Here is a 25105-nt window from a genome sequence, read left to right as displayed (position 1 = left end):
AACCATACGGCAGACCATCCTCCGTACGGTCAGTTTTTGCTGAACTGTGGGCCAACGCACGTCACGGTCGGCCGGTCACCGCAGGCCGCCGTTGCGGTCGCGGGCCTTGAGCCGGGTCGTGGGCAGGGCGGGCGCCGGCAGCGGTGACGCCGCGTCGTCGGCCACCACCCCGAAACGCCGCCCGGCCATCCAGTCCTCCCGGGCCGTGGCGATCTCCTCGTGTGAGCGGCCCACGAAGTTCCACCACATGACCAACGGCTCCTCGAACGGCGTACCGCCCAGCAGCAACAGCCGCGCCCCCGCGCCGCCGCGCACCGTCAGCTCACGCCGACCCGTGCCCAGGTACAGCAGCGCCCCCGGCTCGAAACCCACCCCGGCGGCCTCGGCCGCGCCGGACATCGCCATCAGCGCGTACTCGAAGTCGGGCCGCAACGGGAGCGTCGTCGGCGCCGACCCGCCCAGCTCGAGCTGCACGCCCACCAGCGGGGTGTGCACCACCGCCGGCGACCGCTCTCCGGCGAACTCACCGACCAGCAGCGTCGCGTCGACCTCGCCGTCGCGCCAGCGCGGCAGGTCGGCGTGGTGGGCGAAGTCGGCCGCGCCGGCCCGCGCCGGGTCCGGCAGCGCCACCCACAGCTGCACACCGTGCATCACCGGCGGGTGCGTGGCCGGCGACCGCTCCGAGTGGGCGATACCGTGCCCGGAGGTCATCACGTTCAACTGGCCCGGTCGGATCGCCTGGACGTTGCCGAGGCTGTCCCGATGGATGATCTCGCCGTCCAGCAGCCAGGTCACTGTCTGCAGGCCCGTGTGCGGGTGCGGCGGCACCTCCATGCCGGGCCGCTGCGCCACGTCGTCCGGGCCGAAATGGTCCACGAAGCACCACGCGCCGACCATCCGTCGGGGCCGCTGCGGCAGCAGACGCCGCACCGTCGTGAACCGCCCCAGCGGCACGTCGTGGCCCGGCAGCAGCACGCTGCCGGGATCGACGTCGGCCACGCCGGGAGGTCGGGTCTGCGCCAGCATCGATTCGGTACGCTCCACCGCCCGACTGTACGCTCGCGCGCTCCCCCGCCAGTGGCGCTTCCGGCTCGGGGTGACCGCCACCTCAACGCGGCTGGCGCCCTCACCGAACCTCGGTCACCGTCACCGCGTCGACGCCCGCGACCAGGTCCAGGAAGACCCGGTTGGGCGAGCGGTCCCATCCCGGCGTACTCAGCAGCGCCCCGGCGGCGACCCCGTTCCACCGCTCGTCCCGGACCACCACCGAGCCGGCGCCGGCGCTCGCCCGCACCCGCACCGGCGGCGCGCCCGGCACCCGGATGGACAGCCGGCTGGTCCCGCCGGTCAACCGCACCGTCAACGCGCCGCGATCCACCGGCGGCAGGATGAGATCGGTGCGAGCGGAGCCGCCGGCGAGGTCCACCCCCAGGAGACGTGCCCGCGTCAGGTCCAGCACCTGGTCGCTCACCCCGCCCTCCAGTCGCAGACGCCAGACGACCCGATCGCTGAGCAACACCCGTACGGCACGGCCCTCGGACGGGCCGGCGGCCACCAGGCCGAGCCGGACGGTTCCGCCGTCGAGCACCGGCCGCGCCGCCACCCCCGTGCCGGACGGACTGCTGACCCGGTAGAGGTCGTCACCCAGATCCGTCACCCGCAGGTCGAACGACGTCAACCCGTCGGCGAGCACGAAGGTGGCCGTCTGTCGGTCCGCCAGCGGGGCGGTCATCGTCTGGTCGGAGGCCGCCGCGGCGTCCTGCCTCGTGTCGTGTGCGCCGGTGTCGCTCTGGGTCTGACCGAGGCGGTACGGGTCGCTGACGACCACCGCGACCGCCATGGCCCCGAGCACCAGCACGACGGCAGCGGCCGTCAGCAGCAGGCGGGCACCCACGGACCAGCGGCCCACTTCCGGTGGCCCCGGCTCCGCGGCCTGCCCTGACCGCTGCTCGACGGCCCGGCTCGGCTTTGACCCTGCGGCCTGCGGCGGTTCCGCTGTGCTCGTCGTCCGGTCCCGGCTGGCCGGACCGGGCTCCGGTTGGCTCGTCGCCGGGTTGTCGGCCGGCAGGTGCGCCGCAGCCGTCCGAGCCGCCGCCGCCGTCCGCGCAGGTCGCCGTGTCGCGTGATGCTCGCTTCGATGCTCGCCTCGAGGTTCGTTGCCGTCACCCACCGCGGCCATGCCCTGTCCCTCCGCCGGTCCCCGCCGGAGGGTACGGACGCGACCGTCGATCGGATCACCGGGCGGCGACAGGGCCACTGCGCTACGTTGCCTCGCGAAATCCTGGACAGCGTCCGCCATCTTGATGACTCGCGGGCATCACGCCGCCGGCGGTGGACCCGTCCGAGGCCACCCCACGCCGCCATCCGACACCGCCCCAACGAGCGTGATGCCTCTGCGTCATCTTGATGACCCACAGGCATCACCCCTCTGGCGGTGGACCCGCCCGAGGCCATCACCCGACACCATGCCGATAAGCGTGATGCCGAGGGTCAGCCACCAGCGGGAAGTGGCAGCCGTCTGAAAAGACGGCGATGGCCGGCGCCCGTTGTCGGGTGCCGGCCATCGGTCGTTCTTGGCTGTTCGGTGTGTCAGCTGTTCCAGTGCTGGCCGACGAGGTCGGTGGCCTGCTGCTCCCACTGCGCGTAGGCATCCGGGTAGGCGGAGACCTGCACGGTCTGCGCGGCGTCGGTCAGCGGCATGTCCTGCCAGCCGTCAACCTGCTTGAGGCCCTTGAGGAACGCGGTGGTGGAGTACTCCGGGTTGGTGATCTGCTCCGGCGTGCCCCAACCCGAGGTCGGGCGCTGCTGGAACAGACCCAGGGAGTCGTGGTCGTTGGCGTCGCCGAGGTGACCCAGGTTCTGCAGCTTGGACTCCTGCAGGCTGGTGGCGATGGAGATGACCGCGGCGCGCTCGGGCAGGCCGGCCTTCTTGGTGGCGGCGATGATGGCCTTGGCGTTGGCGGTCTGCTCGTCGTTGAGGGTGATGTGGGACTGGTCGCCCTGGGGCTTGGGCGCGGCCGTCTGCACCGCTGCGGCGGTGGTGGGCTTGGTGTCCACGGCCGGGGTGGCGGCGTGGGCGGCGATCGGGCCGGCGAAGACGCCACCGGCGAACGCGAGACCAGCAACGGACAGCATGCTCTTGCGGAAGATCGTGGTCATCAGGGTTGCTCCTTCGGGGGTAGGAAACACCCGCGCCACCAGTTCGGGGGATCGGTGACGTGCGGGGTGTCAGCACCTCGTCCGGGCGCTGTGCAAAGACGTGAAGAGGGGGGCGGCGGCCTGCGAGCCGGAGGGGCTTGCGGCGCCGGGTGTGTCGACCGGGGGGCCGGGGTCATTCCCGGGGGGCGCGGCGGCCTGCGAGCGGGGGGCTCGTGGCGGCCGGTCCGTGTGTAACGACCCGGCGGCCGGGGCCATTCCCGCGGGGCGGGGCGGCTCGTGGGTGCCGGGTCCGGGTGTGACGACCTGCGGTCCGGGGTCATTCCCGCAGGCGGGGTGGCCCGGTGGTCCTGCGATCGTCGGGGTGTGTAACGACCCCCGGCCCGCCACGATTCCGGCCGGCGGGTGCAGCCGGTCACCACAGACACCCCACAACCGGACATAGCGCTCAGTCGAGGCGATCACGCGGGGGTGATCGACTCCAGATCGCCGATGTCGGGGTATCCGGGACCGGTCGATACCCCGATATCGGGGACCTCGTGTCGATCACGACGCAGAACCGCACGACGCGCACCGCACGACGCGAGCCGCACGACGCGAACCGCACGACCACGGGCGGCGGCGCTGGCGGCTCATGCCTCCAGGCGGGACCGGACCTTGTCCGCGCACGACTCCAGGACGGTCTGCGCGTCGAGTCCCAGGCTCTCGATCGCCACCAACGCGGTGAACACCACGTCGGCCAACTCGGCCGCCACGTCCTCGCGCGTGTGGGTGACACCCTTGCGCGGATTCTGCCCGAGCAGGCCGATCCAGGCGGCGGACGCCTCGCCCGCCTCCTCGGTCAGCTTGAGGATGCGGCAGGTCAGTTCGGTCTCTCCGGTGCCGTTCGCGGTGTCCAGCCAGCTTCGCGCGGCCCGGGCCGCCGCCCAGATCGAGTCGTCCACGACGACAGTCAACCGCAACGGACCGGACCGGCCGACCACCGCCACTCACCGTCGAGACCCAGCTCGCATCATCGGGGCAGCCGGAGTCTGACCGCTCGGTCAGCGTAGCCATTGACTCCGGTCGACGGCGGTCCTAGGTTCAGGGCGCTACCGGCCGGTAGGCAACCGTCCCGCCTGGTCGCCCCGCAGGCGACATCCGTCCGATGGGGAGCATCGATGCTGTCCGTACCCGTTCGCACCCTGCGCCGCCTGGTCGCCGCCACCGCGACACTGACCCTGGCCGTCGGGCTGATCGGCCCCGCGCCCACCGCTGCCGCGGCGGCTGGCTCCGACGGCGACCAGCCGCTGCCCGGTTACACCTTCCAGAACCCGCCGTTGACGCCGCTGACGGTGGCGGGCAAGCCGACGACGGTACGTCAGGGCGCGCACCGGCACGCCGCGTACATCATCGAGGTTCCCGCCCGGTGGAACGGCGACCTGGTGGTGTGGGCGCACGGCTACCGGGGTCAGGGCACGGTGCTCTCACCCGAGCCGCCGGCCTTCGACCTGCGCCAGCGGATGCTGACCCAGGGGTACGCGTGGGCGTCGTCGTCGTACGACCGAAACGGCTTCGACATCCGCTCCGGAGTGCTGGGCACGAAGGACCTCGCGGACCACTTCGCCCGGACGGTGCGCCGGCCGCACCGCACGTATCTCGCCGGGGTGTCGATGGGCGGGTACGTCATCGGCCGCTCGCTGGAGCAGTATCCCGGCTACTACGACGGCGCCCTGCCCATGTGCGGTGTGCTCGGCGACCAGACGCTGCTCGACTTCTACCTGGACTACAACCTGGTCGCGCAGGCGCTCGCCGGGGTGCCGGCCTATCCCACGCCGGCCGACTACCTGACCAACGCGGTGCCGCGCATCCAGGCGACGCTGGGGCTGGCGGGGCTCACGCCGACCGGCCCGGACACGACGAACGAGCGGGGCAAACAGTTGCGGGCCGTGACGGTGAACCGCTCGGGCGGGCCGCGTCCCGGCGCGGAGGCGGCCTTCGCGGTGTGGAAGGACTTCCTCTTCTCGATCATGGTGACCGACGGCGGCGACTCCCCCGCCCAGCGGCCGGGGCAGCTGGCCACGAACCTGCTCACCCGCTACAGCCCGAACAGTCCGGTCGACCTGAACTCGACCGTGCAGCGGGTCGCGCCGGAGAACGTCCTGCAACGGCTCTTGCCGACGTTGACGGAGGTGCCGCGCATCGCCGGCCGTCCCAGCGCGCCGGTGGTCAGCCTGCACGACCTCGGTGACCTGTTCGTACCGTTCAGCATGGAGCAGGCGTACGCCACCGACGTGGCACGGCACGGTCGCGGCCGGCTGGTGGTGCAGCGGGCCATCCGGGCCGCGCAGCACTGCGAGTTCAGCCCGGCCGAGGCCGGCGCCGCCTGGGACGACCTGGTGTCCTGGGTACGCACCGGCAAGCGCCCGGCCGGCGACACCGTGGCCGATCCGGCGGTGGTGGCCCGACCCGACTACGGCTGCCGGTTCAGCGACCGGGGGGCGTACGCCGCCGGGGTCGGCACCCGCCGCCTCTACGCCCCCTGCTGACGAGACGACACCGGCCGGCCCCCGGAACGGGAGCCGGCCGGTGTGGTCAGGGTGCGGTCACCAGAGCTGCTGGACGATGTCCGCCGCCTGCTCCTCCCACTGCGCGTACGCGTACGGGAAGGCGGAGACCTGCACGGTCTGCGCGGCGGTGGTCAGCGGCAGGTCCTGCCAGCCGCCGACGTTCTTGAGCGCGTCGAAGAACGCCGTGGCGGCGTACTCCGGGTCGGTGATCTGCTCGGGCGAACCCCAACCGGACGACGGACGCTGCTGGAACAGGCCCTGCGAGTCGTGGTCGTTGTACGCGCCGAGGTGGCCGAGGTTGTAGAGCTTCGACTCCTGCAACGAGGTGGCGACACCGATCACCGCGCCACGGTCGCCGACGCCGGTCTTCTTGGCCGCGTCGACGATCGCCCGGGCGTTGTCGAGCTGCGCCTTGTCGAGCGGGATGCGGGACTGCGCGCCCTCGATGCCGTGCGGGATCAGCTCGTCGCGACTCGGCTTGCCGGCCGGCGGCTTGCCGGTGGCGGAGCCGGTGGTGAGCCCGGATTCGACGGGCTGCTCCTGGTGCTGGGCGGCGGTGGCGGCCTTGCCGGTGGCGAGGTCGATGGCGGCGACGGCGCCCTGGTGCGGCCCGGAGGTGACCGGGGCGCCGGTCGCGGTCGGCGCGAGCGCCAGACCGCCGAGGGCGGCCACACCCACCACGCTGAGCGCGGTCTTGCGGTACGGGTCCTTGGCGATGGCGGGGAGCCATCGAGTGAAGTCGGGCTTCACGATGGTTCCTTTCGATCGTGCGGAGCGCTCCGGGGTGAACGCCCCTCGGGAGTGACCGCGGAAGAAGGGGTTTGGGCTCCGGCGGTACGGGGGACACAACCGGGTTGACGAGTCGGTCATTCCGGATATGCCGGAGTCACGCCGAGCTGGGGTCCCGGTCACTCCCGGGAATTCGGATGGCCGACCGACCCGAGCGACGGATGGGCGGAACCGGACGATCGACGCGGACGGGTCAGCCCGGATGGGCCACACCGAACCGGACGAGCACGTGCCAGAGCTGCTTGAGGTGCTGGAGGGTGTCGGCCACCGGCCCCCGGTCGGCCCACCGCTGCGGCTCGGTCACGACCGACACGGCGCCCCGGCCGATCAACGCCGCGTCCACCGGCACGTCCGGTTGGCCGAACTCCCGGTGCAGGCGTGCCGCGAGCACCGGAATCGCGGGACCCCGGAACTCGGGGTCGACCTCGCCGACCGGCAGCACGAAGCCGGGGTGCCACCGCAGCGGGAAACCGTACCGCCGCGCGACGGACTCCAGCGTCGCGCCGGTCGCCGTGCCGGCGAAGGACGGGTCCACCACCAACTCCTCGACGTCGGTCGCGAGGTCGAGGGTGCCGTGGACCTGGGCCTCCACGTAGTCGTCGAGCGCACGACCGACCGACGCGGGCGTGCGCGGCGCGTCCAGGAGTGTCCGCGTCAGGGTGGCGACGTCCGTTTCGGCGCGGCCGAGGCACACCCCGGTGCGGGCGGCCTGGGCCAGGAGGCCGGCGAGGACCGCCTCGAAGGCGTCGGCCGTTCCCCGCACGCTCGGCCCGAGGTGGCTGTCACCGAGGCAGTAGGTCGCCCGCGCCAGCACCGCCGGACGCAGCCGCAGGTGACAGGACCCGAAGCGGGGGCAGGCGCCGTCCGCGTGGTCGAGCAGGTTCAACCCGCCGTAGATCGGGCGGTCCGCCGGGGTCACCCCGGCCTGTTGGTACGCGCCGCCGAACATCCGCCGCTCCCAGCGGTCGCGGTCGCCGCCGGGGTACGCGGTGAGCCCGCCGTTGGAGATTCCCGTGACGAACTGGCTGCGGTACACCCCGTCCTCGTACAGGGCCGTCGCGACGGCGCGCCCGTCGCCGCACAGCCGATCCGGGTGGAAGTTGACGGTGATCCGAGCGCGCTCGACGGCGGCGAGCAACCGCTCCGGCGGGTTGCCGACGTCGGCGTCGGCGAGGTGCCGGGCGATCGTGGCGAGCGCCGCGGGACGCTCGGCCATCGCCGACGCCCGCACGTACGCGAGGGCAGCCACCTGCGCCGGCGCACGGGCTCCGGCACGCGCCCCACCCCGCTCGGACGTCGCCGTCACGGCGTGTCCGGCTCCGTGCCCAGCTCCTGGAAGACGGTGATGTGCAGGTCGGCGGGGGCGTCGAGGCGCGCGTTGAGGGACTGCCACGGCGTCAGCGTCGGCGGCGCGACCTCGGTCGCACCGGAGGCGACCAGCCGGGCCGTGGTCGCGGCGGCGTCGTCCACCTCGAAGGCCACCCGCATACGCGGGGCCACCTGACGGCCCACCTCGACCTCGTCGATGAGGCGCTTCTGCGCCGGGTTGGCGATCTCCAGGGTGGCCCGGCCGGCGTCCAGGATGACCACCCGCGCGTCCCCGTCGCTGGTGAACTCGGCCTCCACGGGCAGGCCGAGGGCGTCCCGGAAGAACGCCACGGCGGCCTCGTGGTCGGCCGCCTCCACCACGAGGCGAAGCTGACGGACGACGGGTACGGGATGCTCGGCGACCATGCGGCGGATCGTAACCCCCAGGGCCTGTTTCATGAGGACTGGCCGGCCTGCGGCGGGCCCGGACGACGACCGGCGGCGTTGCGGTCGCGTCCGGATACAACACCGGTAACCGGACGCGACCGCGCCTTGCCGGATCGCCGCCCGGACTCCGCCTCGGCTCGACCGCCCTCATGAAACAGGCCCTACGCTGGCACTGTCCCGAAGGGAGCAACAATGGTCGAGGAGTACCTGCTGCGCCCGGTCGGCCGGGTCGCCTCGCCGCTGACCGACGCGGCGAGCGCGCCACGCCAGGGCGACGAGGGCTCGCCACCGGCCTGGCTGGTGTTCGAGCCGGACGTCGAACCCGCCCTGCTCGACCTGGACGTCGGCGCGGAACTGCTGGTCCTGACCTGGTTGGACCGGGCCCGGCGCGACGTGCTGGCGGTGCGTCCGCGCGGTGCCGAGACCCGCCCGGTGACCGGCGTGTTCAGCACCCGCTCCCCGCACCGGCCCAACCCGATCGGGCTGCACCGGGTACGGGTGCTGGCGGTGGACGGGCTGCGCGTCGAAGTCGCCGACCTGGAGGCCCTGGACGGCACCCCGGTGCTGGACGTCAAACCGGTGCTGGGCGCGGCCGGCGAACGCTGACGCGTCCGCCGGCACGCGCGGTCAGTGCCCCCGGGCCAGCCACTCCGGCAGGTGCGGGGCCTCCGCGCCGATCGTGGTGTCGTCGCCGTGGCCGGTGTGCACGACCGTGTCCGGTGGCAGGGTCAACAGCCGGGTACGGATCGACTCGACGATGGTTCCGAAGTCGCTGTACGACCGCCCGGTCGCGCCCGGCCCGCCCTGGAACAGGGTGTCACCGGTGAACACCGCGCCCAGGTCCGGGGCGTGGAAGCTGCACGCGCCGGGACTGTGTCCGGGGGTGTGCAGCACCCGCAGGGCGGTGCCGGCCACCTCGACGCTCTGCCCGTCGTGCAGCTCACCGTGCGGCGGCAGGTGGGGGTGCACCAGATCCCAGAGCACCCGGTCGTCGGCGTGCAGCAGGATCGGCGCTCCGGTGGCCTCGGCCAGTTCGGGCGCCGCCCGTACGTGGTCGTCGTGGGCGTGCGTGGCGAGGATGGCCCGCACCCGGCGACCGTCCACCAGCGCGAGGATCGCGGCCACGTCGTGCGGCGCGTCGAGAATGACGCACTCGTCGTCGTCACCGACCACCCACACGTTGTTGTCCACCTCGAACGTCTGCCCGTCGAGCGAGAACGTGCCGGCGGTGACGGCGTGGTCGACGCGTACGGTCATCAGAACACCACCACCGAACGCAGCACGTCGCCGTGGTGCATCCGCTCGAACGCGTTCTCGACCTGGTCGAGGGCGATCTCCTCGGTGACGAAGGCGTCCAGGTCGAGACGGCCCTGTAGGTACAGCTCGGTCAGCATCGGGAAGTCCCGGCTGGGCAGACAGTCGCCGTACCAACTGGACTTGAGCGCGCCGCCGCGACCGAAGACGTCCAGCAGGGGCAGCTCGATCCGCATCTGCGGGGTCGGTACGCCGACCAGCACGACCGTGCCGGCCAGATCGCGTGCGTAGAACGCCTGCTTCCAGGTCTCCGGCCGGCCCACCGCGTCGATGACCACGTCCGCGCCGAAACCGCCGGTGGCGGCGCGGATCGCCTCGACCGGGTCGGTGTCGGAGGCGTTCACGGTGTGCGTCGCGCCGAACTTCCTGGCCCAGTCCAGCTTGCGGCTGTCGGTGTCCACGGCCACGATCGTCGTGGCGCCGGCGAGGGCCGCGCCGGCCACCGCCGCGTCCCCGACGCCACCGCAGCCGATGACCGCGACCGAGTCGCCGCGGGTCACGTTGCCGGTGTTCATCGCCGCGCCCAGGCCGGCCATCACACCGCAGCCGAGCAGGCCCACCGCGGCCGGACGCGCCGCCGGGTCCACCTTCGTGCACTGCCCGGCGTGCACAAGCGTCTTCTCGGCGAACGCGCCGATGCCGAGCGCCGGGGCGAGTTCCGTGCCGTCGGTGAGGGTCATCCGCCGGGTGGCGTTGTGGGTGTTGAAGCAGTACCAGGGCCGGCCGCGACGGCAGGCCCGGCAGTCGCCGCAGACCGCCCGCCAGTTGAGCACCACGAAGTCGCCCGGGGCCACGTCGGTGACGCCCTCCCCCACCTGCTCCACGATCCCCGCCGCCTCGTGGCCGAGCAGGAACGGATAGTCGTCGTTGATGCCGCCCTCGCGGTAGTGCAGGTCGGTGTGGCAGACGCCGCAGGACTGGATCCGGACGATCGCCTCACCGGGACCGGGGTCGGGCACCACGATGGTGGTGACCTCGACCGGTGCGCCCTTGCTGCGGGAGATGACTCCCCGGACTTCCTGGCTCACTGCGCCTCCTGGTGGTGGTCGGTGGCGGGACCCGGCTCCGGGCGGTGAAGCGGGCTCGGCGGTGGGCCCCCGGGCGAACCTACCGCGATCACCACGACCGGCCCAGTCGGTCGGGTGGCGGGTTATCGCGGGTCACGCCGGGTACGCGGGCCACGATTCGGACCACGGCCACCGGGAGTGATCATGAAACTCGCGCACCTGCCGCTGCGGGCCAGCATCGGCGCGTACTTCCTCGACTCGGGCCTCGGCAAGCGCAACCTTGAGGGTGAGGCCGCCCAGGCCATGCACGGGATGGCGGTGGCGGCGCTGCCGCAGCTCGGTCAACTGGACCCACCGCGGTTCGCCAAGCTCCTGTCGTACTCGGAGATCGCCCTGGGGGCGGCGCTGCTCGCGCCGTTCGTGCCGACGCCGCTGGTGGGGCTCGGCCTGACCGCGTTCGGCGCGGGCCTGGTGCAGCTCTACCTGAAGACGCCGGGGATGCGCCGGCCCGGCGGCATCCGTCCGACCCAGCAGGGCGCCGGGCTGGCCAAGGACGTCTGGCTGGTCGGCGCCGGCCTGACGCTGGTGCTGGAGGGGCTGACCCACGGTCGCCGCCACGGCTGAGCGTGCCGAACCGCGCCGCCGGCACCCGCTATCGTGTGCCCGACCACGACGGTCGGCCTGAGGAGCTGCGGTGACCCACAGTCGTTCGGTGCGGCCGTTCTACCGGCCCATGCGGCCCCGGCGTCGCGACGAGCCCCACCGCGCGGCCACCCCGCTGGAACTCTTCTTCGACCTGTGTTTCGTGGTGGCCGTGGCGCAGGCGGCGTCCGCCCTGCACCACGACGTCGGCGAGGGGCACCTCGGCCACGCGCTGCGGAGCTACCTGATGGTGTTCTTCGCGATCTGGTGGTCGTGGATGAACTTCACCTGGTTCGCCTCGGCGTACGACACCGACGACGACGTCTACCGGATCACCACGCTCGTGCAGATCACCGGTGCGTTGATCCTGGCGGCCGGGGTGCCGCGCGCCTTCGCGGAGGGCGACTTCACCGTCATCACCTACGGGTACGTGGTCATGCGGCTGGCCGCCGTCGTGCAGTGGAGCCGAGCCGCGGCCGGTGACCCGGGGCACCGGGCCGCGGCGCGCCGCTACGCGATCGGCGTGACGGTCGTGCAGCTCGGCTGGCTGCTACGGCTCGTACTGCCCGACGGTTGGGGCATCGCCACGTTCGTGCTGCTGGCGCTCGCCGACCTGCTGGTCCCGGCGGTGGCCGAACGCCCCGGGATGACGCCGTGGCACCCCGGGCACATCGGCGAGCGGTACGGGTTGTTCACGCTGATCGTGCTCGGCGAGGCGGTGCTGGCGATCTCGGTGGCGATCCAGACCGGGTTGGACGCGGGCGAGCACGGTCTCTGGGCGCTCGCGGCGGCCGGCGCGGTCATCGTGTACGCGCTCTGGTGGCTCTACTTCGACCGCCCGGTCGAGGCGCCGGACCGGCTGCCGTACTCCCTGGTCTGGGGCTACGGCCACTACTTCATCTTCGCCGCGATCGCCGCGGTCGGCGCCGGCCTGCCCGTGGTGGTGGACCACGAGCGGCACCTCGCGCACGTCTCCGGGACGACCGCCGCGTACGCGGTGGCTGTACCGATAGCCGTCTTCCTGCTGGCCGTCTGGGTGCTGCACGTCCGCCGCCAGCAGCACGGCGCGGTGGTGGTCGCCTATCCGGTCGTCGCCGGGGTGGCGCTGCTCGTGCCGCTCGGGCCGGCCCCGGTGCCGGTGCTCGCGGTGCTGCTGGTCGCCCTCGTGGCCGTGACGGTGGTGCTGCGGGGACGGGACGCCGGGACCGCCACGAGCCGCGCGGCCTGACATCGATCTGGATCAGACATCGATCATCCGGCCTGGCGGCGCGCGGGACGGCCCGAAAATGGGCAGAATTGCGGGATGTTACGCCGCCGATGGTTGCTGGCCGACCAACTCGGGCCACATTTCCTCGACGACCCCGATCAACCGGTCCTCCTGGTGGAGATCCGGGAACTGTTCCGCCGCCGCCCGATGCATCGGCAGAAGGCGCACCTGATCCTCTCCGCCCTGCGCCACCGCGCCGCCGAGCTGGGCGACCGTGCGCTGCTGCTGCGTACTGACACCTTCCGCGAGGCGCTGGCGCAGGTCGCCGAGCCCGTGGAGGTGTGCCACCCGCACTCCCGCGCGGCGCTGGAGTTCGCCCGTTCGGTGCCCGGCCTGACCGTGCTCCCGCCGCGTGGCTTCATCACCAGCCAGTCCGACTTCGCGGCCTGGGCGGACCGCACCCGGCGCGGCCCGCTGCGGATGGCCGACTACTACCGGCAGGCCCGTCGCCGGCACGACGTGCTGACCGGGCCGGCCCGGGTGGCCGCCACCGCCCCGACGCCGCGCCGCCCGCGCGGCGAGGCCCCCGCCGTGCCCGCCTCGCCGCCGCCACCACCGCCCATCGTCGAGGACGACATCGACGCGCAGGTCCGCCGCGATCTCGACGCCTGGGAGGCCGACGGGGTGCGCTTCGTCGGTCGGGACGGCCCCCGGCGATACCCGGCCACGCACGACGAGGCGCAGGCCCGGCTGGCGCACTTCCTCGCGTACCGGCTGCCCGGGTTCGGCCGCTACGCCGACGTGATGAGCGCCGACGACCCGCTGTTCGCGCACTCCACGCTCTCGTCGTCGTTCAACCTTGGGCTGCTGCACCCCGAACCGGCCGTGCGCGCCGCCGAGCAGGCGTGGCGGTCCGGCCTCGCGCCGCGTACGGCGGTGGAGCCGTTCATCCGCGGGCTGCTCGGTTGGCGGGAGTTCCTCTGGCAGTTGTACTGGTACCACGAACCGCAGTTCCGGGGCGCGAACTGGCTGGCCGCGACCGAGCCGATGCCCCAGTGGTTCGCCGACCTGGACGCCGACGCGGTGGAGGCGCGCTGCCTGGCCGACGTGCTCACCGCCGTCCGCGACCGGGCGTGGACCCACCAGAGTCCCCGGCTGCTGGTGCTGGGTAACTACGCGTTGCAGCGCGGTTGGCGTCCCGCCGAGGTGGCCGACTGGTTCCAGCGCTGCTTCGTCGACGGCACCGACTGGGTGATGAACGCGACCGTGATCGGCATGAGCCAGTACGCCGACCTGGCCAGGGTGGACACCCGCCCGTACGCGGTGGACGGCACCGACATCGACGAGATCAGCGACTACTGCGCCGGCTGCCGCTACGCGCCGGAGCGGGCGCTCGGCGAGCTGGCCTGCCCGTACACGGGGGGTTTCGAGAGCTTCCTGCACCGCAACCGGGAGCGGTTGGTCGCCGACCCGCGCCTCGCCGCCGAGCTGGCCCGCCGCGACGAGCCCGCGCACCGCGAGGCGGTGCTGGCCCAGGAGGAGAAGCGCGGCGGCAGCCCGCCCTGATCAGGTGGGGTCCGCGACCGGCGGCGGGGTCGGCGCGGGCCGCGCCACGCCACGGTTCAGGCCGAGCACCAGCACCCGGTGGTACGACGCCGGCATGATCCGGGCCAGCAGGTCGGGCACCTTCGCCGACCAGCCGATGAGGACCCGGCCCCGGCGCCGCTCGACACCCCGCAGGATCACCCCGGCGGCCCGCTCCGGGGCGATCGTGAGCAGCTTCTCGAACTGCGCCCGGCCGGCGGTGTACTCCTCGATCGACACGCCGCTGCCGACGCGGGCGTTCTCGGTGATCCGGGTCCGGATCCCGCCCGGGTGCACCGACGTCACGCCGATGCCGTCGTCGACAAGTTCGTGCCGCAGCGCCTCGGTGAGACCCCGGACGGCGAACTTGCTCGCCGCGTACGCGACCTGCCCGGCCGGCGCGATCAGCCCGAACAGGCTGGAGATGTTGACCAGGTGCGCGCCCGGCTCGGCCTTGAGCGCGGGCAGCAGCGCGTGCGTCAACTGCGCCACCGCCCGGAAGTTGATCTCGATGACCCAGCTGAACTCGTCGAACGTCACCTGGTCGAACCGGCCGCCGAGGCCGACACCGGCGTTGTTCACCAGCAGTCGTACGCGCGGATGACGCTGGCCGATCTCGGCCGCCACCCGGGCGGTGGCCGCCGCGTCGGCGAGGTCCACCCGGTACGTGTGCACGCGCCGGTCCGGGTGCGCGACGGCGATGGCGGCGACGACCGCGTCCAGCCGCTCGGCGTCGCGGTCCAGGAGCACCAGGTCAGCGCCCCGGTTCGCCAGGCCGTGCGCCAACGCCGCCCCGATGCCGCTGGCCGCGCCGGTCACCACGGCCGTCGCGCCGGCGAACTCAAACCTCCGCATGATCGGTGCTCCTTCCCTCGCGGGCGCGGCGGGAGAACCGCACACCCTCGTCGGCGAGCCGGCCGTGCCGCATCAGCAACACGTCGCGGACGTAGTTCTGGTGCAGCCGCCACGGCGTCCGCGCGCCCTGCCGGGGCAGCGCGTCGACACCGCGCAGCACGTACGAGGAGCGCAGGTCGATCAGCGGCACCCGCTCGTCACCGGGCGGCGGCAGCGGGGTCACGACCTGCTGGCCGGTGCGGTCCAGGTGGCGCAGCAGCCGGCAGACGTAGCCGGCGACCAGGTCGGCCTTGAGCGTCCACGACGCGTTGGTGTAGCCGATGGTCAACGCGAAGTTCGGCACCCCGGAGAGCATCATGCCCTTGTAGGCGACGGTGTCGGACAGGTCGACGTCGACGCCGTCGACGCGCAGCGTCAGGCCGCCCAGGGCGAGCAGGTTGAGCCCCGTCGCGGTGACCACGATGTCGGCGCGCACCTCGTCGCCGGAGGCCAACCGGATGCCGTCGGCGGTGAACGTGTCGATGGTGTCGGTCACCACCGACGCCTGACCCTCCGACACGGCGCTGAAGAGGTCACCGTCGGGCACCACGCACAGCCGCTGGTCCCACGGGTCGTAGCGGGGCGAGAAGTGCCGGTCGACGTCGTAGCCGACCGGCAGGAGGCGCGTCGCGGCCCGGCGCAGCAGCCGTCGCACCAGCCCCGGCGCGCGTCGGCTGAGCTGGAAGGTGGCCGTGGACAGCAGCACGTTCTTCCACCGCACCACCGGGTACGCGACGCCCGCCGGCAGCCGACGCCGCAGGGCGTCGGCGAGCCGGTCGCGCGAGGCCAGGGCGATGACGTACGTCGGTGAGCGTTGCAGCATCGTCACGTGGGCGGCCCGCCGCGCCAGGGCCGGCACCACCGTCACGGCGGTCGCGCCGCTGCCGATCACCACCACCCGCTTGCCGGTGTGATCGAGGTCGTCGGGCCAGTGCTGCGGGTGCACCAACCGCCCGGTGTACGAGTCGACGCCCGGCAGGGCGGGCGTGTAGCCCTCGTCGTACCGGTAGTAGCCCGTGCAGGCGAACAGGAACGAGCAGGTCAGCACCACCGTCTCGGCGGTGTCGGTGCGCTCGGCGTAGACCGTCCAGCGGGCGGCGGCGCTGTCCCACTCGGCGCGCGTCACCCGGTGGGAGAAGCGGATGTGCCGCGGCACGTCGTACTCCCGGGCCGTCTCGCGCACGTACTCGAGGATGCTCGCGCCGTCGGCGATGGACCGCGCGTCGGTCCACGGCCGGAACGAGTAGCCGAGGGTGAACATGTCCGAGTCGGACCGGACGCCCGGGTAGCGGAACAGGTCCCAGGTGCCACCGACGGCGTCCCGCGCCTCCAGCACCGCGTACGTCTTGTCGGGGCAGTCGCGGCGCAGGTGGCAGGCCGCGCCGACGCCGGACAGGCCGGCGCCGATGATGAGCACGTCGACGTGGTCGGAGGGCATCGCTTCCTCCATCCGGGGCGGTGTTCGGACCCTAACACCGGGGCCTAACGGCCGTTAACTGGTGCCGACCACCTGCGGGCCGTGGCGGCGGGAAGTTCGCTCGGCGTCGAGCCGAGCGAGCATCCCTTCGAAGTCGTCCGAGGAGAGCACCGGCCCGACGTCCTTGCGCCAACCCGTCACCCGGGAACGCCGCTGCACCGCCGACTCGAATGCCCCGCTTCTCGTACGCACCCAGCACGCATCGCGCACGGTGGGCCCGCCGAGAAACAGCGCGGGACGCGCCTCGAACCCGGTCACCTCCGACCATCGGAACGTCCGCGTGCGGAACACGTGCCGCAGTCGTACGCCCTCGTCGTTGACGTAGATCCCGGTCAGGTACAGGCGGGTGACCCCCGTCAACCACAACCCGACGAAGGGGAACACGGTGAGCACGCCCACGTCGTCGAGCGGGTCGAGGTCACCGCGCAGCAGCGCCATCACGACGCCGGCCAGCACTGCCACGCCCACTACCGATCCGACCACCACCATGAACCCGGTGAACGCCTGCCAGAAACCCCACGGATCCACCCGCCGCCATCTGCGCACGACCGGCAGGCTAGTCCACGGACGCTCGCGTCGATTCCATGATCCAGTTCGTCTCCCAGCTGCGTTCGCCGTCGACCGAGAACGCCTGCTCCCAACGGGCCGTCGTCGCGGTGATCCCCGACCAGATGAACCGGCACCGGACCGGGCGCCCCTCGTGCTGGTCGTCGGCGTAGAAGCGACCCACCCCGTCGACGAAGCGACCGACCACCGGCGGCTGCTCAAGCTGACCGAAACCGCTGTTCATCCAGTAGATCGACCACTGCTCGCTCGCCGGGTCGAAGATTCTGATCGTGGCACCGGAGAAACCCCTGGTGGGAAAGGTGATCTCGTCGAAGTTGCCGCCGCCGCCGAAGAAGCTGCGCGCGACCGAGACGCCGGGGAACTCGTCCCACTCGTCGCAGCCGGTCAGCCGTTCGCGCAGCCGCCGGTTGACCACGTTCCAGGTGCCCACGTAGAAGTCGAAGTCGCCCATCAGCGGCCCACCGGCCCTTCCGCTCGCGAGTCGCGCAGATAGCCGGCCAGATCGGAGCTTGCGGGCGTGAGCACGTGGCGCACCCAGGCGGCCCGCTCGTGCTCCAGCACCGCCAGCTCCCAGACGCAGCCGATCGCTTGGCGGCGCAGCGTCACGAAGTGTTCCGGGTCCAGGTCGGGGCAGTCCAGCGCGGGCTGTCCGGCCGCCGCGACGCGGATCTCCACCGCGTTGTCCCACACCCAGGTGTACACCAGCAGGTAGGCGCCCGTGTCCGCGCCCCGGTGCAGCACCACCCACCCGGCGGCCGGGGTGCCGTCGCGCGGGACGTCGGCCAGCAGCGTCGGCAGCAGGTCGTAGGCGGCCTTCTCCACCGCGGGCTCGATCGGCCGCTGCGGCTGGTCGACGTGATAGCGCTTGAGATGCCGGCCGTCCACCACGATCGGCGGCGGCGTCCGGAGGTCCTTGTCGTCGAATCGCATGCCGGGACGGTAGGGCCCCTTCACTGACAGCTAGTGTCAGTGAAGTGCGGGCCAGTCGACTTATTTCCGTCCTGCTGCTGCTCCAGTCGCACGGCCGGCTGACCGCCGCGCAGCTCGCCGAGCGGCTGTCCGTCTCCCCGCGCACCATCTACCGCGACGTGGAGTCGCTGCACGCCGCCGGCATACCGCTCTACTCCGAGGCCGGGCACGCCGGCGGTTACCAGCTCGTCGACGGCTGGCGGACCCGGCTGACCGGCCTGACCGCCGAGGAGGCCGAGCGGCTCTTCCTGGCCGGGCTGCCCGGCCCCGCCGACGAGTTGGGCTACGGCGACGTGGTGGCGGCGCTGCGACTCAAGCTGCACGAGGCGCTGCCGACGCCGTTGCGTGACCGGGCCGCCCAGCTTCAGCAGCGCTTCCACCTGGACACACCCGGCTGGTACGCGGACGGCGACGCCTCCCCCGAGCTGGCCCGTACGGCCGAGGCCGTCTGGCGGCAGCAGCGCGTGCGGGTGCGCTACCGCGGTTGGCGGGGTGAGGCGACCCGGGTGCTGGAGCCGTACGGCCTGGTGCTCAAGGGCGGCCGGTGGTACGTGGTGGCCACCCAACCCGGCCGGTCCGAGCCGGCGACCTACCGGATCAACCAGATCCTCGCGTTGACCCCGCTGGCCGAGGAGTTCGACCGGCCGGCCGACTTCGACCTGCCGGCCTGGTGGCGGGAGCACGTGGTGCGGTTCCGCGCCCAACTGCACCAGGACGAGGCGACCGTACGACTGTCCCCCGCCGGCCGGGAGCGGCTGCGGGAGATCGGCAGTGATCCGGTGGTGGCCGCCGTGGACGCCAGCGCCGGTGTCGCCGACGCCCGGGGATGGGTGACCGCCGTGCTGCCGATCGAGTCGTTGACCCACGCCCACGGCGACCTGCTGCGCCTCGGCGCCGAGGTGGAGGTGCTGAGCCCGGTCGCGCTGCGCGAACTCCTGGCCGCCACGGCCGCCGGTCTGGCTGCCCTCTACGCCCCCCGGTAGGCGCCGCCGCATCCACAGTGGAAGATCTGCGGGACATCGACTGTCGGCCACGTGTGCCACCCTGGGACGGTCACCAGCGGTCACCGGAGGTGAGGGCAACGTTACGACTACGCGCGCTGGTCGCCGTCCCCGGCACCGGGCCGGCCACCCTCGACGTCGCGGCCGGCGAGACGGCCGCGCTGGTCGCTCCGCCCCGGATCGGCACGGCCGTGGCCCGGGTGCTGGCCGGCCTGGCCGCCCCGGTCACCGGTCGGATCATGGTGGGCGAGCGGGACGTCACCGCCCTGCCACCGTCGCGCCGGCAGATCGGCTACGTGCCGGCGGGCGGCGCGCTGCTGCCGCAGCTCACCGTGCGCCGCAACATCGAGTACGGCCAGCGCAAACGCGAGCGGGTGCACGAGATGGCCGAGGACTGGACGACGACGGTGGTGGAGCGGCTGGAGTTGGCGCCGACGCTCGACCTGCTACCGCACGTGCTCTCCGACGCGCAGCGGTTCCGGGTGGCGCTGGCCCGGGCCGCCGTCTGCCTGCCCGAGGTGCTCGTCGTCGACCTACCCGTCGACCCGGCCGGCGGCAGCCGCCTCGGCGACCTGCTGCCCCGACTCGCCCCGCTCTCCGCGCCGGGGGTGGCCACGCTCGTCTGCACCGCCGATCCGTCCACCCTGGCCGAGATCCCGACGCGGCACGACCTGGTCACCGAGCCCGACGAGGTGCCCCGGTGACGCCGGGCGGCGGCCTCACCCGCCGTACGCTGCTGCGCGCCACCGCGGCCGGCGCGGCGGCGACCGCGGCCGGGTGCGCCCCCCGCGCCCGCTCGGTGCAGGTGGCCGTGGTCTGGAGCGGCAGCGAGCTGGACCGCTTCCGCGAGGTCGTGGACGCGTACCCCGATCCGGTGCGGGTGGTCAGCGCCGGCAACGACATCGACGCGTTCCTGCGCGCCCGACACCTCGCCGGCACCTCGCCGGACGTGGCGATCCTGTCGCGTCCCGGCCTGGTCACCGAGTACGCGGCGCGGGGCTGGCTGCGCCCGGTGCGCCCGTCGACCGAGTACGCGGTGCCGATCGGCCTCGGCGACCTGCTGATGGCGAAGGGGCAGCGCTACGGCCTCTGGGTCAAGGCGGCGCACAAGTCCCTGGTGTGGCATCTGCCCTCGATGTTGCCCGAGCCGCCGACGAGCTGGGACGAACTGGTCGCGCTGACCCGCCGCCTCGGCGCGCTCGCCCGCGACGGCGGTCCGGCGCCCCTGGCCATCGGCGCGGCGGACGGTTGGGTTCTCACCGACTGGTTCGAGAACGTGCTGGCCGACCTCGCACCCACCGCGTACGACGCCCTCGCCGCGTCCGAGGGCGACTGGCAGGGCCGGGCGGTACGCGACACCCTGGACCGGCTCGCCGAGCTGTGGAGCATCGACGGCGCGTTCCCCGGCGGCGGCCGGCGTGCCCTGCTCACCCAGTACGAGGAGTCAGTCATCCAGGTGGTGCGCTCCCGTCGGGCGGTGATGGTCTTCGAGGCCGACTTCACCGCCGAGGTGGTGGGCCGGTTCCGCAGCGGCACCGAGGAGCCGGTCACCTTCCGCTTTCCGAGCGCCGGGGCGGGCAGCGGCGCGCTGATCGTCGGCGGCGACGTCGCGGTGGCGTTCGACCACGACCGGGGCGGCCTGGAGCTGGTCGAATGGCTCACCCGGGCCGACTCGTTCGGCCCCTGGCTGCGGGCCGGCGGCTACCTGTCGCCGAACACCACCATCGCGCTGACCGAGTACGCCGACCCGGTCCGCCGGCAACTGGCCCGCGAGATGCGCGGGCCGGACACCCTGCACTTCGACCTCTCCGACCAGTTGCCGGGGGCGTTCACCGGCTCCGACGGCGTCGGCATCTGGCGCATCATGCAGGACTTCTTCGCCGACGTCACCGGCGGCGTGCCGGCCCGTCGGGCGATCGACGACGCCACCGGGCAGCTCGCCGCGGCGGCCCGCGACGCGGGCGGTGAGCGGTGAGCGAGACCCGGGTGCTCGGCGAGCTGGCGGTGCTCGACGACGTGGGCCCGCCGCGCCGGGGCCGCGCCTACCCGGCGGCCGGTGCGACCTCCGCGCTGCTGCTGCCGGCCGCGCTGCTGCTCGGCGCGCTGGTGCTGTGGCCGGTGCTGCGCACGCTGCACGCCAGCGTCACCACCGACGGTCGCTGGGTCGGCGCGCAGCACTTCCGGGCCGCCCTCGACGCGCCGCACACCGGCGCGGTGGTCGGCCGTACGGTGCTGTGGGCGGTGCTGGTGCCGGCCGTGGTGACGGCGCTGGGCTACCTGTTCGCCGTCGTGTCGCGCCGCTCGCAGGAGGGTGGCCTGGTCCGCCTGATCCTGCTGGTGCCGGTGGCGTTGCCGCTGGTCGTCACCGGGGTGACCTTCCGGCTCATGTACGACCCCGACCCGACCCGCGGCCTGGTGACCCTGCTCGCGGCGCGGGTGACCGGCCGATCCACCGAGGACGCCCCGCAACTGCTCGGGCCGGGCCTGGTGACGGTGGCGTTGATGTCCGCGTTCGTCTGGGCGTGGGTGGGACTGGCCGTGCTGGTCTTCCGGGCCGCGCTGGACCGCGTACCGCCGAGCCTGGCCGACGCGGTACGCGCCTACGGCGGCGGCCGGCGACACGTCCTGTGGGACGCGCAGTGGCGACCGCTGTTGCTGCGTACCGTCGCCGTGGTCTTCGCCCTGGTGGCGCTCGGCACGAGCCGCACCTTCGACCTGATCCTGGTGATGACACCCGGGTCGGTCCGCGACGACGCGGCGGTGCTCGCCCTGCGCGTCTGGCAGACCTCGGGCGGCACCACCACCGGGCAGGGCGCCGCGCTCGGCGTCGTCTGGTTGGCGGCGGTGGCCGCCGGAGTGCTGGTGGCGGCGTTCTTCGTCCGCCAGGCGTGGCCGCCGCCGCGGGTCGAGGCGACGCCCGACCCGGCGCCGGTGCTGCCGCCACGCCGGCTGTTCCGGGTGCTCGCCGCCGCCGCCGCGGTGGCCTGGCTCTTCCCGCTCGTGGTGCTGCTGGCGACCTCCGCACACGGGCAGGTCGACGCGGCCGCGCAGGGCTGGTGGTCGGCCCCGCCCGGCGCGGGCTCCTACGAGGCACTGCTCGGCGGCGACGAGCTGTGGCGGGCACTGGGCTTCACCCTGCTGCTGGCGACCGTCGTCACCGCCACGGTTCTCGTCGTCGCGCTGCTGGCCGCGTACCCGCTGGCGTGGCTGACCGGGCCTGCCGCGCAGGCGACCGGTCTGCTGCTGATGGCCGCCACCGTCGTCCCGGTGCAGGTGATCGCCGGGCCGGTCAACGAGGTGCTCGGCCTCGTGCTCTCCTCCGGCACCGCCCGTGGGTTGGCGCTGGTGCACGTGGCGCTGGGGGTGCCGTTCGCGGTGCTGGTGTTGCGTAACGCGTTCGCCGACCTGCCGGCCGAGCAGGTGCGGGGCGCCCGGCTGGGCGGTCGACGCTGGTGGGGCACGCTACGTCGACTGGCCCGGCACAACCTGCCCGCCGTGGTCGCCGTCTCCGTGCTGGAGTTCGTCCAGGTCTGGAACGACCTGGCGGTGGGCCTGCTGTTCAGCGGCCCGGAGGCCACTCCGCTCGGGTTGTTCCTGGCCGGGCAGAGCCGCGGCTTCGTGTCCAACAGCGGGGTCCTGGCCGCCGGGTCGGTGCTCGCGTCGTTGCTGCCGGTGGCGCTCATGGTGCTCGCCCGGCGGCAACTCGTCGCCGGCCTGGTCTCCGGGGGCGTACGGTGACCCGCCCCGGCGGCGCGCCGGGTCGAGGGCCGAGGTGGCCGGTGCTCGCCGCCGTCGTCTCGCTGCTCGGCGGCGTACTCGGCAACGTGGGCATCAACCTGCTCTCCGAGCTGGTGAGCAGCGCGCTCGGTCCAGCCGCCGAGCTGCTCGGTCCGGCGAGCATCGTGATCGGGCTCGTCGGCGCGATCGGCTTCGGCGTGTACGCGCATCAGCGCCGGACCGGGCGGCAGACCGGTCCGGAGCCCACCGAGGTGGTCAGCACGCCGGTCGAGGATGTGCCGACCCTGCCGTACACGGCGGGGTTCACCGGCCGCGACGAGCACGTGCGGGCGGTGCTGGACCTGCTCGCCCGCGAGCACGCGGTGGCGGTCCTGGGCCGGCGGGCGGTGGGCACGTCCGCCTGCGCGATCCAGGCGGCGAACCTGTGCCGGGCGGAGTTCCCGGACGGGCAGTACCACTTCGACCTGCGCCGGGGCGGTCGACCCCGGTCCCCCCGGCAGGTGCTCACCGCGTTGGCGGGGGTCCTGGGCAGCACGCCACCGGTGTCCGGTCGGGCGGACGCCCTCGCGACCGCGGCCGCCGCGATCCGCCGCAAGATCGACGGACGCAAGATCCTGCTGGTGCTGGACAACGTCGACCGGCCCGAGCAGGTCCGCGCACTGCTACCGCCGACCGCGCGCACCTGTCGGCTGCTGCTGGCGGGCGGTCCCGCGCTCAGCGGGTTGAACGGAGTGGTCGAGCACTGGATCGCCGAGCCCGGCCCGGACGAGGCGGTCGAGCTGTTCGCCGCCGCCGGGGGCGCCGCCCCGGCCGCCCGGGTCCGCCGCTCCGACCCGCGTACCGACCCGGCGGTGCGCGAGATCGTCGACCTGTGCGGCCGGCAGCCGCGCACCGTCCGCGCGCTCGGCTACCGCACGGCCCAGCACGGCTGGCGGCACGCCGACGTCCTGGACGCGCTGCGTCGGGCGGTACGCACCCCGCCGCACCAGCGGGTCGCCGTCTCGCCAGCGGCCCAACTCGTCACCGAACGGGACACCGCCTACCGGGCGTTGACCCGCGAGGCGCGGCGGCTGTACCGGCTGATGTCCCTGGCGCCCGCCCCGGTGGACCGACCGACAATCGCCGCGCTGGCCCGCCGGCACCCCGAGCGGATCACGGCGCTGCTGGACCAGTTGGCCGCCGCCGCGTTCGTGGTCGGCGCGCCCGGCGACCGGTACGAGGTCCGTCCGCTGCTCGCCGCCAGCGCCCGGCTGCACCTGCGCGACGCCGATCCGGCCCGTTCCCGGGTCGCCGCGCAGGCCCGGCTCACCCGGCACCTGGCCCGCCGGGCGGAGCGGCACGCGGCCAACCTGGCCGTGCTGGGCTCCCCGCCGGACCGGGAGTGGTCGCTGCCGCTGGACGACGACCCGTACGGCTGGTTCGACCTGCACCAGGAGTTGCTGCTCGCGGTCGTGCGGGTGCCCGCCGGGGCGGCCGAGACACTGCCCCGACGGGTACGCCGGTGGTGGTTCCGGTTGGCCGTGGCGCTGTGCGGGTGGCTCGCACACGTCGAACGGCTCGACGAGTGGGAGCAGGTGTGCCGCACGGTGCTGGCCACCCCGACGGCCGACGACCGACCGGAGATCGCCGGCTGGGCGCACAACGAGCTGGGGGTGCTGCGCCGACGTCGGCACGACCCGCAGGGTGCGGCGGCGGCGCTCACCCTCGCGGTGGCCGAACGCGGCCGGCGGGGCACCGCCCAGGCCCGGATGAACCTCGGCCTGGCCCTGCTCGACCTGGGGCAGCTCGACGACGCGGTGGAGCACCTGGAGCTGTCCCGCCGGCACCGATCGTCCGCGGACCGGGCCGGGCACGCCCTCACCCAGCTGGGCCTCGGCGCGGCGCAGTTGGCCCGGGGCGAGCTGGACGCCGCGCACCACCATCTGGTGCGGGCGGCGAACACGTTCCGGTCGGTGGGTGACGCGCGCGGTTACGCCGCCGCGCTGACCAACCTGGTGCTGGTGCACGCCAGCCTCGGCGAGCACCTGGACGCGGCGCAGGCGTGGCGGGCCGCCCTGCGCGAGTACGAGTCGGTCAACGACCCGACCAGCCGCGCCGCGGCGCTGCTGAACGCCGGCGCGACCCTGCTGACCAGCGCGCCGGGGCAGGCGCGGACGGCGTACGAGCTGCTGGCCGAGAGCCGACGGCTGCGCGAGGACGTCCGGCCCACGGCCGGACTGGGGCGTACCCTGCTCTACCTGGGCGACGCCGCCGCCGCGCTGGGCGACCGGGCCGACGCGCGGCGGCTGTGGGCGGACGCGGCGACGGTGGCCGAGGAGGTCGGCGACGACCGGGCGTTGGCCGCCGCCGACGAACGCCTGGTACACGACGTCGGCGCGCCGCCGGCCACCACCTGAGCGGTGTGTCCCGCCGGGCCGGCGTGATGTCGATCGCTCGTCGTGGCCGCTGGCGTGGGT

At 73.7% G+C, this 25105-nt stretch carries 24 protein-coding genes; 10 read left to right on the top strand and 14 right to left on the bottom strand.

The features are described from left to right. Positions 1-75: 75 nt before the first annotated feature. From ACTFTM_RS14435 to ACTFTM_RS14420, 4 genes are all read right to left on the bottom strand, one after another. Entirely contained in the window at positions 76-1044 is a 969-nt protein-coding gene (locus tag ACTFTM_RS14435; RefSeq protein ID WP_449566285.1) for a pirin family protein, read from the bottom strand. Positions 1045-1126: 82 nt separating this feature from the next. Next, entirely contained in the window at positions 1127-1894 is a 768-nt protein-coding gene (locus ACTFTM_RS14430; RefSeq protein ID WP_449566284.1) for a hypothetical protein, read from the bottom strand. A gap of 695 nt (positions 1895-2589) precedes the next feature. Then, complete coding sequence (locus ACTFTM_RS14425; protein WP_449566283.1) at positions 2590-3159, bottom strand: hypothetical protein; 570 nt, start codon at positions 3157-3159, stop codon at positions 2590-2592. 629 nt (positions 3160-3788) lie between these two features. Beyond that, positions 3789-4100, bottom strand: a complete 312-nt coding sequence (locus ACTFTM_RS14420; protein ID WP_449566282.1) for a MazG-like family protein — start codon at positions 4098-4100, stop codon at positions 3789-3791. Between the two features lie 216 nt (positions 4101-4316). On the opposite strand from ACTFTM_RS14420, the gene ACTFTM_RS14415 reads away from it, so the two are divergent. Beyond that, positions 4317-5684: a hypothetical protein gene (locus ACTFTM_RS14415; protein WP_449566281.1), complete on the top strand. Its 1368-nt coding sequence runs from the start codon at positions 4317-4319 to the stop codon at positions 5682-5684. Positions 5685-5741: 57 nt separating this feature from the next. On the opposite strand, the gene ACTFTM_RS14410 is transcribed toward ACTFTM_RS14415, so the two are convergent. The 3 genes from ACTFTM_RS14410 to ACTFTM_RS14400 all read right to left on the bottom strand — a co-directional run bounded on the left by ACTFTM_RS14410 (position 5742) and on the right by ACTFTM_RS14400 (position 8228). Next, a complete protein-coding gene (locus tag ACTFTM_RS14410) occupies positions 5742-6455 on the bottom strand; it encodes a hypothetical protein (protein WP_449566280.1) in 714 nt (237 codons plus the stop codon). A 232-nt stretch (positions 6456-6687) separates the two neighbouring features. After that, positions 6688-7800, bottom strand: coding sequence for a DUF3626 domain-containing protein (locus ACTFTM_RS14405; protein ID WP_449566279.1), 1113 nt, complete (start codon positions 7798-7800; stop codon positions 6688-6690). Beyond that, positions 7797-8228, bottom strand: a complete 432-nt coding sequence (locus tag ACTFTM_RS14400; RefSeq protein ID WP_449566278.1) for a VOC family protein — start codon at positions 8226-8228, stop codon at positions 7797-7799. Before ACTFTM_RS14400 ends, ACTFTM_RS14405 begins: the two co-directional genes overlap by 4 nt. A 213-nt stretch (positions 8229-8441) precedes the next feature. On the opposite strand from ACTFTM_RS14400, the gene tsaA reads away from it, so the two are divergent. After that, a complete protein-coding gene (gene tsaA / locus ACTFTM_RS14395; protein ID WP_449566277.1) occupies positions 8442-8855 on the top strand; it encodes a tRNA (N6-threonylcarbamoyladenosine(37)-N6)-methyltransferase TrmO in 414 nt (137 codons plus the stop codon). A gap of 21 nt (positions 8856-8876) precedes the next feature. Here the strand turns inward: tsaA and ACTFTM_RS14390 are convergent, their stop codons facing one another. Continuing rightward, positions 8877-9506 (bottom strand): MBL fold metallo-hydrolase, encoded by a 630-nt coding sequence (locus tag ACTFTM_RS14390; RefSeq protein ID WP_449566276.1) that lies wholly within the window; start codon positions 9504-9506, stop codon positions 8877-8879. After that, positions 9506-10591 carry an S-(hydroxymethyl)mycothiol dehydrogenase gene (locus ACTFTM_RS14385; RefSeq protein WP_449566275.1) on the bottom strand — a complete coding sequence of 362 codons (1086 nt, stop codon included), beginning with the start codon at positions 10589-10591 and terminating at the stop codon, positions 9506-9508. The genes ACTFTM_RS14390 and ACTFTM_RS14385 overlap by 1 nt, the downstream gene beginning before the upstream one ends. A 183-nt stretch (positions 10592-10774) precedes the next feature. Between ACTFTM_RS14385 and ACTFTM_RS14380 the strand changes: the two genes are divergently transcribed. From ACTFTM_RS14380 to ACTFTM_RS14370, 3 genes are all read left to right on the top strand, one after another. Next, the gene (locus tag ACTFTM_RS14380) at positions 10775-11194 is read left to right on the top strand and encodes a hypothetical protein (RefSeq protein ID WP_449566274.1); all 420 of its coding nucleotides are present in this window, start codon (positions 10775-10777) and stop codon (positions 11192-11194) included. A 70-nt stretch (positions 11195-11264) separates the two neighbouring features. Then, on the top strand, positions 11265-12440 hold the full coding sequence (locus ACTFTM_RS14375; RefSeq protein ID WP_449566273.1) for a low temperature requirement protein A: 1176 nt from the start codon (positions 11265-11267) through the stop codon (positions 12438-12440). 75 nt (positions 12441-12515) lie between these two features. Beyond that, on the top strand, positions 12516-13985 hold the full coding sequence (locus ACTFTM_RS14370) for a cryptochrome/photolyase family protein (RefSeq protein WP_449566272.1): 1470 nt from the start codon (positions 12516-12518) through the stop codon (positions 13983-13985). Here ACTFTM_RS14370 and ACTFTM_RS14365 read toward each other — a convergent pair whose 3' ends face one another. From ACTFTM_RS14365 to ACTFTM_RS14345, 5 genes are read right to left on the bottom strand one after another with little or no spacing between them, the layout of a single operon-like run. Further along, complete coding sequence (locus tag ACTFTM_RS14365; RefSeq protein WP_449566271.1) at positions 13986-14858, bottom strand: SDR family NAD(P)-dependent oxidoreductase; 873 nt, start codon at positions 14856-14858, stop codon at positions 13986-13988. Beyond that, positions 14845-16335: a flavin-containing monooxygenase gene (locus ACTFTM_RS14360; protein ID WP_449566270.1), complete on the bottom strand. Its 1491-nt coding sequence runs from the start codon at positions 16333-16335 to the stop codon at positions 14845-14847. Before ACTFTM_RS14360 ends, ACTFTM_RS14365 begins: the two co-directional genes overlap by 14 nt. A gap of 54 nt (positions 16336-16389) precedes the next feature. After that, a complete protein-coding gene (locus ACTFTM_RS14355; protein ID WP_449566269.1) occupies positions 16390-16920 on the bottom strand; it encodes a PH domain-containing protein in 531 nt (176 codons plus the stop codon). Between the two features lie 10 nt (positions 16921-16930). Further along, positions 16931-17392, bottom strand: a complete 462-nt coding sequence (locus ACTFTM_RS14350; protein WP_449566268.1) for a hypothetical protein — start codon at positions 17390-17392, stop codon at positions 16931-16933. Next, positions 17392-17871 (bottom strand): hypothetical protein, encoded by a 480-nt coding sequence (locus tag ACTFTM_RS14345; RefSeq protein ID WP_449566267.1) that lies wholly within the window; start codon positions 17869-17871, stop codon positions 17392-17394. The genes ACTFTM_RS14350 and ACTFTM_RS14345 overlap by 1 nt, the downstream gene beginning before the upstream one ends. 44 nt (positions 17872-17915) lie before the next feature. Here ACTFTM_RS14345 and ACTFTM_RS14340 point away from each other — a divergent pair, with 44 nt between their 5' ends. From ACTFTM_RS14340 to ACTFTM_RS14320, 5 genes are all read left to right on the top strand, one after another. Then, positions 17916-18893 (top strand): helix-turn-helix transcriptional regulator, encoded by a 978-nt coding sequence (locus ACTFTM_RS14340; protein ID WP_449566266.1) that lies wholly within the window; start codon positions 17916-17918, stop codon positions 18891-18893. 89 nt (positions 18894-18982) lie between these two features. Next, entirely contained in the window at positions 18983-19615 is a 633-nt protein-coding gene (locus tag ACTFTM_RS14335) for an ATP-binding cassette domain-containing protein (protein ID WP_449566265.1), read from the top strand. Beyond that, a complete protein-coding gene (locus tag ACTFTM_RS14330) occupies positions 19612-20886 on the top strand; it encodes an extracellular solute-binding protein (RefSeq protein ID WP_449566264.1) in 1275 nt (424 codons plus the stop codon). Before ACTFTM_RS14335 ends, ACTFTM_RS14330 begins: the two co-directional genes overlap by 4 nt. Then, positions 20883-22649 carry an ABC transporter permease gene (locus ACTFTM_RS14325; RefSeq protein ID WP_449566263.1) on the top strand — a complete coding sequence of 589 codons (1767 nt, stop codon included), beginning with the start codon at positions 20883-20885 and terminating at the stop codon, positions 22647-22649. The genes ACTFTM_RS14330 and ACTFTM_RS14325 overlap by 4 nt, the downstream gene beginning before the upstream one ends. Positions 22650-22690: 41 nt before the next feature. Next, on the top strand, positions 22691-25045 hold the full coding sequence (locus tag ACTFTM_RS14320; protein WP_449566262.1) for a tetratricopeptide repeat protein: 2355 nt from the start codon (positions 22691-22693) through the stop codon (positions 25043-25045). Positions 25046-25105: the final 60 nt, after the last annotated feature.

Source organism: Micromonospora sp. RB23, assembly GCF_053585025.1.
The sequence above is the reverse complement of the archived record's forward strand: the minus strand, read 5'-3'. Positions and strand labels throughout refer to the sequence as shown.

Excerpts from the sequence above, each read along its gene's own strand:
- ACTFTM_RS14415 (WP_449566281.1), top strand. The coding sequence starts at position 4,317 with ATGCTGTCCGTACCCGTTCGCACCCTGCGCCGCCTGGTCGCCGCCACC.
- ACTFTM_RS14425 (WP_449566283.1), bottom strand. The coding sequence starts at position 3,159 with ATGACCACGATCTTCCGCAAGAGCATGCTGTCCGTTGCTGGTCTCGCG.
- ACTFTM_RS14345 (WP_449566267.1), bottom strand. The coding sequence starts at position 17,871 with ATGCGATTCGACGACAAGGACCTCCGGACGCCGCCGCCGATCGTGGTG.
- ACTFTM_RS14360 (WP_449566270.1), bottom strand. The coding sequence starts at position 16,335 with ATGCCCTCCGACCACGTCGACGTGCTCATCATCGGCGCCGGCCTGTCC.
- ACTFTM_RS14370 (WP_449566272.1), top strand. The coding sequence starts at position 12,516 with ATGTTACGCCGCCGATGGTTGCTGGCCGACCAACTCGGGCCACATTTC.
- ACTFTM_RS14350 (WP_449566268.1), bottom strand. The coding sequence starts at position 17,392 with ATGGGCGACTTCGACTTCTACGTGGGCACCTGGAACGTGGTCAACCGG.
- tsaA (WP_449566277.1), top strand. The coding sequence starts at position 8,442 with ATGGTCGAGGAGTACCTGCTGCGCCCGGTCGGCCGGGTCGCCTCGCCG.
- ACTFTM_RS14365 (WP_449566271.1), bottom strand. The coding sequence starts at position 14,858 with ATGCGGAGGTTTGAGTTCGCCGGCGCGACGGCCGTGGTGACCGGCGCG.
- ACTFTM_RS14380 (WP_449566274.1), top strand. The coding sequence starts at position 10,775 with ATGAAACTCGCGCACCTGCCGCTGCGGGCCAGCATCGGCGCGTACTTC.
- ACTFTM_RS14400 (WP_449566278.1), bottom strand. The coding sequence starts at position 8,228 with ATGGTCGCCGAGCATCCCGTACCCGTCGTCCGTCAGCTTCGCCTCGTG.
- ACTFTM_RS14390 (WP_449566276.1), bottom strand. The coding sequence starts at position 9,506 with ATGACCGTACGCGTCGACCACGCCGTCACCGCCGGCACGTTCTCGCTC.